Below are 14449 nucleotides of genomic sequence, written 5' to 3' on the forward strand. Positions count from 1 at the left end.
TTGCCCGATGGCTGCCATGACCCATCAGGTGCAGCAGCGCGTCCAGGAGTCCCTCGACCGCCTGGTCGCGCAAGGACGAGAGACCGGCCTCCAGGCCGCCGCCTACTTCCAGGGCGAACTGGTGGCCGATGCCGCAGCGGGCACCGCGGACCCGGCCGCCGACAGGCCCCTGACCCCGGCCACCCTCATCCACAGCTTCTCCACGGCCAAAGGCGTCACCGCGACCCTGGCCCACGCCGTTGCCGCGCGCCACGGACTCGACTACGACACCCCTGTGGCCGAGTACTGGCCGGACTTCGCAGCACACGGCAAAGAACGCATCACTCTCCGGCACGTCCTGACCCACACCGCGGGGGTACCGCACCTGCCGGCCGACACCGTCCCCGCCCACATGACCGACTGGGACGCGATGTGTGCACGCATCGCCGGCCTGACCCCTTTGTGGGAGCCCGGAACGGCGATGGGGTACCACGGCTGGACCTTCGGCTGGATCCTGGGCGAGGTCGTCCGCCGGGTCACCGGGCTTCCGCTCTCCGCAGCCCTGCGCAGCTACGTCTCCGGCCCTCTCGGCGTCGAGGACTCGCTCTTCTTCGGCCTGCCCGGCAGTGAACACCACCGTACGGCCACCCTCGTGGACGGCGGCTGGGATGCCGCGATCGCCTCGCTGCCCGACTCCGCGGCCATCTTCACCGCATCCCCGCGGCCCGTCGCCGCAGGCACCGAACTCGGCAACCAGAAGAACTACCTCAGCGCCCACATCCCCTCGGCCGGCACCATGACCGCGGCCGCCGTCGCCCGCATGTACGCAGCTCTTCTCACCGATACCGATGGCATACACCTCCTGCCCGCCAGCACCGCCGAAGAGGCCGCCCGGCCGGCCGTCTCCGCCGAGGACCGCATGCTCGGCCACCCGAGCCCCAAAACGCTCGGCTACTTCCACGGCATTACCTGGGCCGGCGGCTCACCCCAGTCCTTCGGCACCACCGGCAGCGGCGGCAGCGCCGCCTTCGCCGACCCCACGCACGGCATCGCCTTCGCCCTGACCAAGAACCGCCTCACAGCGGACTCCCACGCCGCCCATACCGTCGCCGCAGAGCTCTACTCGGCCCTCGGCCGTACCGCCTGACCTCCACCCGCCCGCGGGCGCCGCCCCCACACCGGGTGACGAGCGCCGATTCGTCATACCCAGCCAAGGAGCCACGACCATGACGTCCTCCGCCAACTCGCAGGCCGACACCGCGAGCCCGGCCTGCTGCGGTGCCCCCGCAGCCGCACCGGCCCCGCAGAACACAGCAGCCCAGCAGCAGCCCCGAGAGGTACTCATCATCACCGACAGCTGCTGCAACCCCGCCGCGGCACCCGCCGAAGAGCGTGCGGTCAAGACCGTCACCGAGGCGATCACCGCCACCGGATCGCCCGCCCGCGCACGACTCGTCTCAGCCACCGAAGCACTCGCGGGTGCACTGAGCCCCGAAATCCTCGCCGAGATCCAGAGCCAGCTGGTACGCGGCACGGCCCGGCCTCCCATGGTCATGATCGCCGGTCAGATCGTCGCCAGCGGGAACTTCACCCAACAGGAAGTCGAGGCCGCCCTCGCCGGAACCAGCGCGTGAGTACCGCACCGCACGTGCGGCCCGACATCGCACTCGTCGGCGTACGCGGCACCACCGAACCGCAGACCGGCAGCAACCTCCTGCGCCCGCTCGGTGCTCGCATCATCGAACAGAGCCCGCACCGCCACACCACCTACACCGAACTCGAATACCCCGCCACCTTCGACTTCGCCGCCAGCGTCGGCCAAGGAGTGAGGGCCCTGGCCGACCTCCTCAACCAGAGCACAGCCGCCGCACCCCACCGCCTGCACGTCCTCATGGGCTACTCCCAGGGCGCCTGGGTCATCGGCGAGACGCTCCTGCCCCCCTCACAGCGCACCGCAGGCCAGGATGCCGCCGAGCTCTCACCCCGGGCGGCAGCCCGAATCAGCGCGGTCCTCCTCTACGGAGACCCCCGTTTCACCGACGGGGAGCCCTTCAACAGGGGCACCTTCGAACCCGGTCGCCAAAGCGGCAACCCCCGCCCACCAGGCCAGCTGAAGAACTGGCAGGACCGGCTCCAGAACTACTGCGCCCAAGGCGACCTCGCCTGCCAGGGCAGCGGCGGCACCTACCTCGCCCACCTGGCCTACCTCACCAACGACATGCCCGCACAGGGCGCCGCGTTCGCTCTCGAAAGACTCGCCGCCGATCTGACACAGGGAGAACCCCGTTGAGCTGGAACTTCATGGAACCCGCCAGCCGCAAGAACCTCGACCGGATATGGCGGCGCGAAGCCGACACCATGCTGGCCCTGGCAGCCGACCCCGCCCACTGGGAATCTCCCACCGCCGCCGGGCACTGGCAGGTCCGGGACGTCATAGCCCACATGGCCGACACCACCGCGGTCTACCTCAACTCCTTCGCCGCCGCCCGCGGCAAGGCAGACCCTGTCGGCCCTCTCAACGTCCGTGACATGGCACGCATCATGGACGAGGACGCCCTCGCCCTGCGCAACGTCGCCCAGGACGAGCTTCTGGCCCGACTGCGGGGCCTCCTCGACGAAATCCTCAAGGTGACCGGTGAGCTGTCCGACAGCGAGTGGACCGAACTCCTCGTACCGCACAAGTACATGGGCCCCGTTCCTGCCTGTTTCCTGCCCATCTGTCAGGTCCTCGACTACATCGTCCACACCTGGGACATCCGTGAAGGACTCGACGACTGTCACGTGCTGAACGCCGATGCCGCCGACATCCTCGTTCCCGTCTGCTTCCTGATGTGGCAGAACACCAGCGACACCGCCGGCACCGAACCCTTCAGCATCGGCATCCGCGTCACCACGGGCCCTCATGCCGGAACCACACGCGCCGATATCACCGGCGACGGAATCGCCTTCACCCCCGGACCCGTCGACGACCAGCACACCGTCCTGGAATTTGACCCCGCCAGTCTCGTCCTGGCCGCCTTCGGCCGGGCCAACACCGGAACCTGCCGGGGAGACCAGCGGCTCGCCGGACGCTTCCTCAACCTCTTCTACCGCATCTGAACCGGAACCGGGCCCGACATGACCACGACGAGCGATATCCTGGAGCGCGCACGCGCCTTCGCCCACCACGAACTGGTCGGCCAGGAGAAGTACCTCGACTCCTTCGACACCGCACCGCTGCCCCTCTACAAGACCTTCCACGAACAAGACCTCTCCAACTGGTGGATAGCCCCCCAGCACGGCGGCCGCGGACTCACCCTCGAAGACAGCGTCGACATCGTCTCCGAACTCGCCTACGGCGACGCCGGAGCCGCCTTCACGCTCTTCATCTCCATCCTCGGCACCACCATGGTCCAGCTCTACGGCAGCGAGGAACTCCAGGCCCGTTACCTTGGCGCCATGGCCCGCACCGGCGGCTTCTGCGCCACCCTCGGCAGCGAAGAAGCCGCAGGCAGCGAACTCGCCAGGATCACCACCACCATCGCCCGGGACGGCGTCGACCTCGCCATCAACGGCACCAAGTACTTCTCCACCAACACGGGATTCGCCGACTTCCTCATCGTCGTCGGCCGCTCGGCCGACGACCCCAGCGACTTCATCGCCGCCCTCGTCCCGGCGGGCACACCCGGAGTCCACATCACCAAACGCTGGGAAATGATCGGCCTACGGTCATCCGGCACCTACGAGGTCAGCCTCATCGACTGCCGGGTCCCCGCAGCCAACGTCCTCCGGGGTCCGGGCCTGCGCCTGCTGGAAGTGGGACTCAACGCCAGCCGGATCCTCATCGCCACCACAGCCCTCGGCGTCGCACGCCGCATCCGCGACATCAGCATGGACTACGCCGAGGACAAAACCCTCCAGGACGGCTACCTGATCGACCACCCCGTCTTCATGAACCGGCTGGGAAAGATGGAAACCCAGATCGACGTCATGAAGAACCAGTGCCGAGCCGCCGCCCGGGAATTCGACACCCTCATGGCGCGACCGGACGCAGCCGACGCACTCGTCCAGCGCGGCACCCTGCGCTCGGCCCTCGCGGCGAAAATGTACTGCGGTCAGGCCGGATGGGAGATCGCCAGCGCCGGATCCGAGATGTTCGGTGGCCTCGGATTCACCACCGACCACATCATCGGCAAACTCCTGCGGGACATCCGCTATGTGTCGATCGTCGAAGGCGGAGACCCTGTTCTGCAGGAACTCATGTTCAACCGCTACGTCCTGCCCGAACCCAAACGCGGCTGACCTCCAACGCCACGCACGGACCCCTCGTGGCGGCGGCGCGCCCACCGCCGTCGCCACCCCGTCCGGGCGCCCGCCCTGCGCCGTTCCCACCCGCGTGGCGAGGGCAGCACCCGGTGGTCCCGCCTGAGGCTTCCGTGACCGAAACTCACTGGTTGTTGCTACACGTTGGCCAATGTAAATATAGATCTATGTCGAACCTGAAGATTCTGGACGTGGCACCCCTGCCACAAGGAACTGACATCTGCATCCCCAACCCTGCCCCAGAAGCTCTGGGGCAGCAGAAGGCGGAGCAGATAGCCGCCATGTTCAAGGCCCTGGGGGACCCCGTTCGGCTGAGGATCTTTTCCAACATCGCCTCGCACAGCGCCGGAGAGGTATGTGTCTGCGATATCGCTGACGTCGGGGTCTCTCAGCCGACCGTGAGTCATCACCTCAAGAAGCTCCGCCAGGCGGGCCTGCTCGCTTCGGAGCGTCGTGGAACGTGGGTGTACTACAAGGTCGTCCCCAGTGCGCTGGCCCCCCTCGCGGAGATCCTGTCCCTCACGAACCAGCAGAGCGTCCCTCGGCCGGCCTGCTGCCAGTAGGCGGGAGCGCAGCGCTTCGGCCGGCCTCGTTGTGGACCGGCGGACCCGGCACCCCGGCCGGGACAGCGACGCGTCGGAGCGCCCGTGCGATGAGTGGTTCGCAGGCTGCGGATCTCCACGCGACCACGTCTCACCCCCTCTCCGCCTCAGTCGGCGGAACATCGGCTGCACCCTGAGGAGTCCGGCGCCGCGCGCCTCGCGTACGGGCGGCACGACGAAGTCCAGGCCGCGGCCACGCAGGTGGTGCCGGGCGGCGAGTCCGGCCTCGCCGCCGCCGGTGACGGCCACGTCGACGCGTCTGGTCACCACGGCGCAGCCCCTTTCCTCGCACGGCTGCCCCGCCGTGTAACCGCGGAGCAGCCGGACCACGCCGTACGACCGGCTACTTGACCTGCGCCGCGGTGAACTTCTCGCGCCAGGCGAGCGAGACGTACACCAGCGCCACCAGCACCGGAACCTCGATCAGCGGACCCACGACACCCGACAGCGCCTGGCCGGAGGTGACGCCGAAGGTGGCGATGGCGACCGCGATGGCGAGCTCGAAGTTGTTGCCGGCGGCCGTGAAGGCGAGCGTCGCGGTGCGGTCGTAGTTCAGGCCGATCGCCTTGCCGAGGAGGAACGTGCCGAACCACATCACCGCGAAGTAGACGAGCAGCGGAAGCGCGATGCGGACGACGTCCAGCGGCTGCGAGGTGATGGTCTTGCCCTGGAGGGCGAAGAGAACGACGATCGTGAAGAGCAGGCCGTAGAGGGCCCAGGGACCGATCTTCGGCAGGAACGTCGCCTCGTAGGACTCGCGGCCCAGTTTCTTCTCGCCGATGCGGCGGGTCAGGAACCCCGCGACCAGGGGGACCCCGAGGAAGATGACGACGTTCAGCGCGATCTTCCACATGGAGATGTCGAGATGTTCGCCGTCGCCGAGGCCGAGCCATCCGGGCAGCAGGTCGAGGTAGAACCAGCCCAGGACGCCGAAGGCGATGACCTGGAAGACGGAGTTGAGCGCCACGAGGACGGCAGCGGCTTCGCGGTCGCCGCAGGCGAGGTCGTTCCAGATGATGACCATGGCGATGCAGCGGGCCAGGCCGACGATGATCAGACCGGTCCGGTACTCCGGCAGGTCCGGCAGGAAGATCCAGGCCAGCGCGAACATGAGCGCCGGGCCGAGGACCCAGTTGACGACCAGCGAGGAGGCCATCAGCTTGCGGTCGCCGGTGACGGCGTCGAGCGTGTCGTAGCGGACCTTGGCCAGCACGGGGTACATCATGATCAGCAGGCCCACGGCGATCGGCAGCGAGATGCCGCCGATCTCGACCCGGGCGAGCGCGTCGTTCAGGCCGGGAATCAGCCTGCCGAGCCCGAGGCCGAGTCCCATGGCGATCAGGATCCAGACGGCGAGGAAGCGGTCGAGGGTCGAAAGCTTCGCGACGACCGAGGGGGGCTCCGTCGTCGCGGGCGCCTGGGTGGGGCTCACGGACAGGCCCTCTTCTTCTCGCCGGCGGTACGGGCGGATTCGGCCAGGTCGGCGAAGTGGCCGGCAAGCCGGGCGATGACGTCCGGGCGGAGCTTGTAGTAGGTGAAGCGGCCGCAGGGCTCGGTCTCCACGACGCCGGCCTCGCGCAGCACTCTCAGGTGGTTGGAAAGATTGGTCTGACGGGCACCGGTTTCCTCGACGAGGTGGGTGGTGCAGAGGGTCTCGCGGGCGAGCAGGGTCACGATCTGCAGGCGCCGGGGGTCGGCCAGCACCCGGATCAGATCAGTGTCGACTGACGTCATCATGCGCTGATACTCTCACATCAGTGGTGACTGACACCATCGGGTGCTGATTTCCTTCGTGCCTGATTTCGGTCGTGAGACAAGAGAGACTGCCGTGTCCGAGAAGCCCTCCGTCCTGTTCGTCTGCGTCCACAACGCCGGCCGCTCCCAGATGGCCGCCGCATGGCTGTCGCACCTGGCCGGGGACCGCGTCGAGGTCCGCTCCGCGGGTTCCGCCCCTGCCGACCAGGTCAACCCCGCCGCCGTCGAGGCCATGCGCGAGGTTGGCCTCGACATCACCGCCGAAGCCCCCAAGATCCTCACGGTCGACGCGGTCAAGGCGTCCGACGTCTGCATCACCATGGGCTGTGGCGACACGTGCCCTGTCTTCCCCGGCAAGCGCTACCTCGACTGGACGCTGGAGGACCCGGCGGGCCAGGATATCGAGGCCGTACGCCCGATCCGTGACGAGATCAGGAAGCTCGTCGAGAACTTGATCGAGGAGATCGCCCCGGCGAACCCGGAGCAGACCGCATGAGCGAGATCCGCGAGGTCGTCATCACCGCTCCGGCCACGCCGGATGCACCGCCGCTCCCTACGCCGCCCGCGCCCAGCTGATCCGAGGGCACCGTCCACCGCGCCAAGGCTGTGATCACCGCGACCGGATCCGGCTACCGCAGGCTCGGCCTGCCGAACGAGGAGGAGCTGTCCGGCCGCGGCGTCCACTGGTGCGCCGTCCGCGACGGGTTCTTCGCCCGCGACCGCGACATCGTGGTGGTCGCGGCGGCGACACCGCCCTGGAAGAGGCAACCTTCCTGCCCCGCTTCACCCGCTCCGTCACCGTCGTCCACCGCAGCAGGGCTCGACGCCGAGCGCTGCCTCGCCGACAAGGCCCGCGCTCTGGTCGTGATCTGAGGTGGTGGGGTGCACCGAGTCGGTCGCAGGCAAGCAGCGGGGTCAGGAGACCGCAGCAGTACGCGACGTCGACTCCGGCTGCTCCAGGCTCACCGTGGTGTCGCACAGCCGCCCCACCTGTGCCGGGTCATGGGAGACGATCAGGACGGTGCGGTGTCCCCGGAGAGCGGCTACGGATTCCTCGACGATGTCGCGGCTCCGTTCGTCCAGCGCGCTGGTGGGTTCGTCCAGAAGGAGCGCTGCGGGTTCCAGCGCCAGCGCCCGGGCGAGGCAGAGCCTCTGCCGCTGCCCTGCGGACAGCGTCTGGGCGGGAGAGTCCAGTCTGTCGCGCACCTCTTTCCACAGTCCCGCCTCACGCAACGCCTGCTCGGCCCTGTCATGCAGTGCTTCCCGTGCCACCCTCATCACGTGGCGGATCCCGAAGACAGCGTTGTCGAGGACGCTGCCTCCGAAGACGACCGGTACCTGAGGGACGAGTACGATCTTGGTCCTCAGGTCGGCATCGCCCCTGCGATGTTCGATCCGACGTCCCAGCACATGCACATCTCCGTCTCGCACCAACCCGTTGGGAAGCAGGTCGACCAATGCGCGCAGCACCGTGGACTTGCCCACGCCCGAAGGGCCGCTCAGGCCGGTGGTCGTCCCGTGCCCGAGCTCGAAGGAAACAGGCCCCACAAGGGTCCTCTCACCAGCGCGCACCCGGAGCCGTTGCGTGACTATCACGTTGTCCATCGCTCTCCTTCGAGGCGGTTGCGCAGTGCGACTGCCACGCTGAGCAGTACTGCGGTGATCAGCACCAGGACCATGGCGCTTCCCCATGCCTGTGCCACCGCCTGTGGGTCTCCGGAGTCCTGGGACAGGGTGAAGATGTGCGTCGGCAGCGCCTGGACCGGGGAATTGACGATGCCGTCCGGGAGGGCGGGAGCACCGAAGAAGACCGTTGCGGTGAACAGCAGGGGGGCGGTCTCCCCTGCCGCTCGGGCCAGTCCCAGCAGCAGGCCGGTGACCGTGGCCGGCCACGCGAAGGGGACCACGACGGAGCGGATGAACTGTGCGCGTGTCAGCCCCAGGGACAAGGCGCTTTCGGTCAGTTCGGGAGACATGCTTCGTACTCGGCTCGCGGTGGTGAGCGCGACAATGGGTACGACGACCGGGACCAGGACGATGGCACCGGCGAGCCACGATCTCCCCCACCCCATGGTGCTGGACAGGATGACGAATCCGGCCAGTCCCAGAAGGATGGTCGGTGCCCCGCCGACGACCACGGTCATCGTCTGGAGCAGGCGCGCGGTGCGTTCCGATGCGTGGACACCCATCAGAATTCCGGCACCGAAGCCCAGGGGCAGTGAGATCAGTCCTGTCGTGGCGATCAGAAGCAGGGTCCCCACGATCTGGTCGCGTACGCCTCCGCCCGCGGCGCCGGTCGCGGAGGTGAACCAGAACGACGGGTTGAAGGCGCTGCTGCCCCGTGTGGCAAGGAGCGCGAGCATGGCCACCAGCACCGCCGTCGGCAGCAACAGTGCTCCCAACCGCAGCGCGGCGATGAGCCGGTCCTGCTGCATGCGCATCCGTGCTGCCGGCCGGTAGGAGACGCGTCGGCTGCTCGCCGTTCGCGATGCGCCACGGGTTCCGAACACGGTCGCGGCGGCCACGAGCGTCAGAAGGATAATGCCCAGTCCGCACAGAGCGGCGAAGTACGGGCCTGAGGTCCCGGCCAGTACCGGTTCAGGACCGGCGAGCTTCGTGGTCAGCGTCTGTCCGGGGTGGACCAACGAGTCGAGGAACTCCCCGAATGTCGTGGGCAGGCGTCCGTCAGCCCTTCCCACGACCAGGAAGACCGCGATGGCCTCACCGAGTGCCCGAGCCAGGCCGAGCAGAACAGCCGCACGCATCGCGGGTTTCGCGAGAGGGAGGACCGCGGACCGGATGACCTCACGCCGGGTGAGCCCCAGAGAGAAGGCCGCCTCGCGGTAGCGGTCCGGGACTGCGGCCAGAGCATCCACGCTCACGGCCACCACGGTTGGTGTGATCATGACTGCGAGCACGATGCCTGCAGCCAGCAGGCTGTCTCCGCCCGGCACGTCTGCCATCTGGGCGATGACGGGCCGGATGATCAAGATGCCGATGAGCCCGTAGACGATCGAGGGGACGGCTGCGAGCAGTTCCACGCACAGGCGCAGCGGGCGCGCGAGACGCGGCGGAAGGTACTCCGACAGGGCTACTGCCGCTGCCCAGCTGACGGGCACGGCGATCGCGAGGGCAATCAGGCAGACGACGACGGATCCGTAGATCATCGCCAGTCCGCCGAAGGTGGAGTAGGTCGGGCTCCACGAGGGATCCGTGAGCAACTCCGGCCAGTCGACGTCGCCGCTGCCGAGACCCGCGCCGAGATACCCCACCAGGACTACAAGGACGGCCGCCACGGACAGCGCGCCCGTGAACACCCAGCCCCAGATCCATCGCGACGGGCGGGGGCGGGGCGCTTCGTCCGGTGGGACCGGCTGACGCACCAGCGTCTTGACGGTCACCCGTTACTTCCCGATTTGCTTGAGCGTCAGGTAGCCGTGCTTGGGCAGCAGCGTCTGCCCCTTGTCCGTCAGGATGTAGTCGATGAACTCCTTCGCCGTTCCCTTCGGCTCACCGTTGGTGATCATGTACAGCGGCCTGGACATCGGATACTTCCCTGACGCGACGTTCTCGGAACTCGGGGCGATTCCGTCCAGGGTCACCGCGGCCAGGTCGTTGTGCCCCTCGATGAAGCCGGTGGAGAGAGGCGCGACGGCTCCGGGGGTGGACTTGAGCTTGTTCCGGGTCTCGAGGTTGCCTCCCACGATGGCGAAGTTGCCGGACTCCGGCGGGGGCGGCGGCTTCCCGTCCCCGTAGATGTACTTGTCCAGCACCTCACGGGTCCCGCGGCCTGGCTCCTTGTCGTAGACGAAGACCCTCAGGTCCGGCCCGCCGACCTCGGACCAGTTCGTGATCTTTCCCTCGAACAGGCCGCGGACCTGGTCCTTGGTCAGGTTCGTCACCCCCGCATCCGCGACCTTCTTGGTAACGATCACACCGACCGCGTCCGAGCCGATCTGAGTCGTGACGAAGTCGGTACCGGCGTGTGCCGAGCGGTCCGCGTCCGACAGGGGCTTCGAACTCAGCGCTATATCTATCTGACCCGCGCCGAGTTGGGCTATGCCGCCGGCGGATCCGCCCTGCGTGGCGACGGTGATGTCGAGCCCTTTGGCCTTCAGAGCCTCGGCCGCGTCAGCGGCGACCGGTGCCACCGTGGTGGATCCGCTGGCCTGCATCGCCCCCGTCCCGCCTGCCTCGTCGGCGCAGGCCGTGACGAGCGACGCGAGCACCAGCGAGGCAGATGCCAGTCGCCCGTAACCGCGCCTCCTGCTGCCCATCACCGTGGACGATTCCGTGTGCCGGGTATGGCCGTTGAATATCAATCGGGGCTTGCGTGACATGCGAGGTCCCCTCGTGACAGCAGCTAATTCGAGAGGAGTCTAATCAGACTCTCGCGCCCCATGGAACCCTTGACCAACTCCCCTTCGTTGTCGTGCTGTTAACAAAAACTTGCTCCTGGGTAGGTCGCGAATTCACTTACTGTGCGATCCAGACCGGCATAAGTCGGGCCAATGAGGACGTCAGGGCGACCGGGTCGTGAGCGTGGTCGCCCGCATGCTGGTCCTGGAGTGACGATCTCTCAGGTGGGACCTGTGGTGTCGCGATCGACGGGACGGCGGATTCGCCGCCGGAACCCTGGTATCGGCGGCCTCCACTCCGGTCGGCGTCTCCGGCGCCTGCTGATCGCGGGCGCCGTGCGTCACCTCCAGGGCTGGGTCTTGCCCCACTGGCCGGCGTCGGCCTTGACGGGCGTACACCTCCCACGGCTCCTTTCCGGGGCCGGGGACCCACACCTTGCCCTGCGGTACGCAGCAGCAGGACAGCGCCGCCGCGGCTACGCGAACCTCGCGCGGGCAGATCGCCGGCACCTCGCCGGCGCGCCTGGACTGAAGCGGCACGATGACGGTCCACGTCGTGCCGACTCGGGTGGGCGCGGTGTGACTCCTCGGGCTCGGGCCGAGGCTCAGGTACCGGCTTCCGCAGTCAGCGCCTGCCCCATCGCGGCCAGCACGCCGGGTTCGACACGGTAGTAGACCCAGGTGCCCCGGCGCTCAGACGCCAGCAGTCCCGCCTCTTTGAGACTCTTCAGGTGGTGGGACACGGTGGGCGGAGAGACGCCGACGTCGGAGATGTCGCATACGCATGCCTCACCACCCTCGTGGGAGGCGACCGCGGAGAACAAGCGGAGACGGACCGGGTTGCCGAGGGCCTTGAACATCCTGGCGGCCACCTCGGCCTCTTCGGCTCGGTACGGACGCTCGGTGAGTGGCGGGCAGCATGGCTCTACGGATGGGTCAAGCATGAGCGACGACCTGAGATTCGACATGTGTCAATGTTGACACACGTCTAATCATGGCCGAGATGCGGGAGGCGACAGAAGCGGGCCATCTCGCGCGGGGCGCGGAAGAGAAGCACCCATACCGGACTATCCACCCTCAGCGGCCGGAACATCGAACCCTCCCTCATGCGTGCGATGGCGATGGATTCGATAGATGCCTATGTTGACGTCCATCGAAACAGATGGCAGGCTGAAGGCGCAAGGTCATTGACGAATGTCGCATCAATAGGGAGTCGCCGTGTCTGCGCCGCTCGCCAACGCGCCCGCCACTCTTCCGACCGTGGTGATCGGAGCCGGCCCCGTCGGTCTGGCCGCCGCCGCCCATCTCACAGAGCGCGGCATCGAACCTCTGGTTTTGGAAGCCGGGCCCGCCGCAGGCAGTGCTGTACGCGAGTGGGGGCACGTGCGGCTGTTCTCCACCTGGTCCGAACTCGTCGACCCGGCCGCCGAAAAGCTCCTGGCCCCGACTGGCTGGACCGCCCCCGATGGCGCCGCCTACCCTTCCGGCGCGGACTGGGCCGAGCGGTACCTCCAGCCCCTCGCCGACGTCCTCGGCGACAAGGTGCGCTATGGCGCGACCGTCACGGGCGTCTCCCGGCTCGGGCGCGACCGTCTCGTCGACGCCGACCGCGGGCAGCAGCCCTTCACCGTCCGCGTCACCCTCGCCGACGGCTCCGAGCAGCGGATCCTCGCCCGCGCCGTGATCGACGCCTCCGGCACCTGGTCCACCCCCGGCCCCATCGGCGCCGACGGACTGCCCGCCCTTGGCGAACACGCCGCCTCCGAGCGGGTCTCCTACCGCATCCCCGACCTCAAGGACCCGGCCGTCCGAGCCCGTTACGCCGGCCGGCGCACCGCCGTGATCGGCTCCGGTGCCTCCGCGTTCACCGCGCTCGCCGCCCTCGCCGACGTCGCCACGGAAGAACCGGGCACGCACGCGGCGTGGATCCTGCGGCGCGGCATCAGCGGCGCGACCTTTGGCGGCGGCACCGCCGACCAGCTGCCCGCCCGTGGCGCGCTCGGCCTCGCCGCGAAGGCCGCCGTCGACCAGGGACACGCCGACGCCGTCACCGGCTTCCGCACCGAGACCATCGAACCCGCCGAGGACGGTCGCCTGGTGCTGACAGGCGAGGACGGACGCCGGCTCGAGCCGGTGGACGAGGTCATCGTCCTGACAGGCATGCGCCCCGACCTCTCCTTCCTCTCCGAGATGCGCCTCCGTCTCGACGAGCGTCTCCAGGCGCCGGTCGAACTGGCGCCGCTGATCGACCCCAACCAGCACTCCTGCGGCACCGTCTACCCGCACGGACACCGCGAGCTGTCCCATCCCGAACCCGGTTTCTATTTGGTCGGCATGAAGTCCTACGGCCGCGCCCCCACCTTCCTCGCCATGACCGGATACGAGCAGGTCCGCTCCGTAGCGGCGGCCATCGCCGGTGACACCCAATCCGCCGACCGCGTCGAGCTGACCCTCCCCGAGACCGGAGTCTGCGGCGGCGCCGGGCTCTTCGACGACCCCGCCGGCACGAAGCAGAGCGACGGCGGGGGCTGTTGCGCACCGGAACCCGCACTCGTGTCGATCGGCGTCACCACTGCGGCCGAAGGTGAGCAGACCTCCGGCGGCTGCTGCTCGTGACCGAACGTCACGTCACGGGCCGTGACCGGAACGAGGTGTCGATCGTTGCTGCGCCGAGTCGGATACCGCCGGCGGTCAGGGCGTCGGCCGGGCAGATTCCCAGCGTGTCCCACCGAACGACCACGCGATCCTCGATCTACTTACTGCCGGCGCGATGAAGCTCCCGTCATCCCGAACGCGAGAAGCGCTCCCGCGTTCCTTCGACGACCGCGAGGTGGCCACCGCCGAGCCGCTGCCGCCGCCGGTGGCGGCGGATCTGCGGCAGATGATGCGGCTGACCGCGGCCGGCACCGCGGGCCGGGGGCTGGACGCCGGAGCGCGCGCAAAGACCGGCTCGGCGGAGGCCGGCGGGCAGGAACAGCCGGACAGCTGGTTCACCGCGTACCGCGGCGACGTGGCCGCGGCGGCGGTGGTGCCGGAGAGCAGCCACGGCAGCGAGGCGGCGGGCCCGGTGGTGAGCGCGGTGCTGGCCGCGGGGTGAGCACGGGGGCGCGGCCCGTACGGCATCGGCGGCGGGACGAGCGCGGGGCCGGCTCGTACGGCGCGGGCTCCGGTGCTACGCGCCCGGCCCCCAGGCCGTCCCGCGCAGTGCGAGGGGCTCGGGGGCGTGCCACGGAGGCGTGCACTCGACCGCGGGGAACCGGCGCAGGTGCGCTCCGACTCGGCTCGGAAGATGTGGTGGAACAGGTACATCACGGGTCTTGTCCCCCTCCGCGAGCCGAGGAGATGGACGACCGCGCTCGTCCCAGCGCACTCGGCGTCGTACGTGAACAAGGCCGAGCTTGTCGTCGAAGTCGTCTTCGCTCAGATGAAGGGCCATCCGGTAGCGTTCCTGGA

General features: G+C 68.7%; 15 protein-coding genes and 1 pseudogene. 10 read left to right on the forward strand and 6 right to left on the reverse strand.

Annotated elements, in window-relative coordinates; translation table 11 throughout:
• Nucleotides 1–7: 7 nt before the first annotated feature.
• The 6 genes from FB457_RS07775 to FB457_RS07795 all read left to right on the forward strand — a co-directional run bounded on the left by FB457_RS07775 (nt 8) and on the right by FB457_RS07795 (nt 4844).
• The gene (locus FB457_RS07775) at nt 8–1126 is read left to right on the forward strand and encodes a serine hydrolase domain-containing protein (RefSeq protein WP_047018910.1); all 1119 of its coding nucleotides are present in this window, start codon (nt 8–10) and stop codon (nt 1124–1126) included.
• 79 nt (nt 1127–1205) lie between these two features.
• Nucleotides 1206–1613, forward strand: coding sequence for a hypothetical protein (locus FB457_RS35145; protein WP_047018909.1), 408 nt, complete (start codon nt 1206–1208; stop codon nt 1611–1613).
• Nucleotides 1610–2269 carry a cutinase family protein gene (locus FB457_RS35150; RefSeq protein ID WP_186461945.1) on the forward strand — a complete coding sequence of 220 codons (660 nt, stop codon included), beginning with the start codon at nt 1610–1612 and terminating at the stop codon, nt 2267–2269. Before FB457_RS35145 ends, FB457_RS35150 begins: the two co-directional genes overlap by 4 nt.
• Nucleotides 2266–3078, forward strand: a complete 813-nt coding sequence (locus FB457_RS07785) for a maleylpyruvate isomerase family mycothiol-dependent enzyme (protein WP_052770521.1) — start codon at nt 2266–2268, stop codon at nt 3076–3078. The genes FB457_RS35150 and FB457_RS07785 overlap by 4 nt, the downstream gene beginning before the upstream one ends.
• An 18-nt stretch (nt 3079–3096) precedes the next feature.
• Nucleotides 3097–4260 (forward strand): acyl-CoA dehydrogenase family protein, encoded by a 1164-nt coding sequence (locus FB457_RS07790; protein WP_047018908.1) that lies wholly within the window; start codon nt 3097–3099, stop codon nt 4258–4260.
• A gap of 188 nt (nt 4261–4448) precedes the next feature.
• Nucleotides 4449–4844 carry a metalloregulator ArsR/SmtB family transcription factor gene (locus FB457_RS07795; RefSeq protein WP_145781340.1) on the forward strand — a complete coding sequence of 132 codons (396 nt, stop codon included), beginning with the start codon at nt 4449–4451 and terminating at the stop codon, nt 4842–4844.
• Nucleotides 4845–5226: 382 nt separating this feature from the next.
• Here FB457_RS07795 and arsB read toward each other — a convergent pair whose 3' ends face one another.
• Nucleotides 5227–6315 (reverse strand): ACR3 family arsenite efflux transporter, encoded by a 1089-nt coding sequence (gene arsB, locus FB457_RS07800; protein WP_047018906.1) that lies wholly within the window; start codon nt 6313–6315, stop codon nt 5227–5229.
• Entirely contained in the window at nt 6312–6620 is a 309-nt protein-coding gene (locus tag FB457_RS07805) for an ArsR/SmtB family transcription factor (RefSeq protein ID WP_047018905.1), read from the reverse strand. Before FB457_RS07805 ends, arsB begins: the two co-directional genes overlap by 4 nt.
• Before the next feature lie 91 nt (nt 6621–6711).
• Here FB457_RS07805 and FB457_RS07810 point away from each other — a divergent pair, with 91 nt between their 5' ends.
• A complete protein-coding gene (locus FB457_RS07810; RefSeq protein ID WP_047018904.1) occupies nt 6712–7134 on the forward strand; it encodes an arsenate reductase ArsC in 423 nt (140 codons plus the stop codon).
• A gap of 80 nt (nt 7135–7214) precedes the next feature.
• Nucleotides 7215–7465: pseudogene (locus tag FB457_RS07815) on the forward strand (NAD(P)/FAD-dependent oxidoreductase); the annotation flags it as partial.
• Nucleotides 7466–7553: 88 nt separating this feature from the next.
• On the opposite strand, the gene FB457_RS07820 reads toward FB457_RS07815, so the two are convergent.
• The 4 genes from FB457_RS07820 to FB457_RS07835 all read right to left on the reverse strand — a co-directional run bounded on the left by FB457_RS07820 (nt 7554) and on the right by FB457_RS07835 (nt 11964).
• Nucleotides 7554–8243, reverse strand: coding sequence for an ATP-binding cassette domain-containing protein (locus tag FB457_RS07820; RefSeq protein WP_047018902.1), 690 nt, complete (start codon nt 8241–8243; stop codon nt 7554–7556).
• The gene (gene pstC / locus FB457_RS07825) at nt 8231–10039 is read right to left on the reverse strand and encodes a phosphate ABC transporter permease subunit PstC (protein ID WP_047018901.1); all 1809 of its coding nucleotides are present in this window, start codon (nt 10037–10039) and stop codon (nt 8231–8233) included. The genes FB457_RS07820 and pstC overlap by 13 nt, the downstream gene beginning before the upstream one ends.
• Nucleotides 10040–10042: 3 nt before the next feature.
• Nucleotides 10043–10978, reverse strand: coding sequence for a phosphate ABC transporter substrate-binding protein (locus FB457_RS07830; protein WP_347612925.1), 936 nt, complete (start codon nt 10976–10978; stop codon nt 10043–10045).
• Between the two features lie 623 nt (nt 10979–11601).
• A complete protein-coding gene (locus tag FB457_RS07835) occupies nt 11602–11964 on the reverse strand; it encodes an ArsR/SmtB family transcription factor (protein ID WP_047018899.1) in 363 nt (120 codons plus the stop codon).
• Between the two features lie 250 nt (nt 11965–12214).
• Here FB457_RS07835 and FB457_RS07840 point away from each other — a divergent pair, with 250 nt between their 5' ends.
• Both FB457_RS07840 and FB457_RS07845 read left to right on the forward strand, forming a co-directional pair.
• Complete coding sequence (locus FB457_RS07840) at nt 12215–13612, forward strand: FAD-dependent oxidoreductase (RefSeq protein ID WP_145781342.1); 1398 nt, start codon at nt 12215–12217, stop codon at nt 13610–13612.
• 154 nt (nt 13613–13766) lie between these two features.
• On the forward strand, nt 13767–14093 hold the full coding sequence (locus tag FB457_RS07845) for a penicillin-binding transpeptidase domain-containing protein (RefSeq protein ID WP_253911487.1): 327 nt from the start codon (nt 13767–13769) through the stop codon (nt 14091–14093).
• Nucleotides 14094–14449: the final 356 nt, after the last annotated feature.

The sequence above is a fragment of the Streptomyces sp. CNZ287 genome (assembly GCF_007827615.1).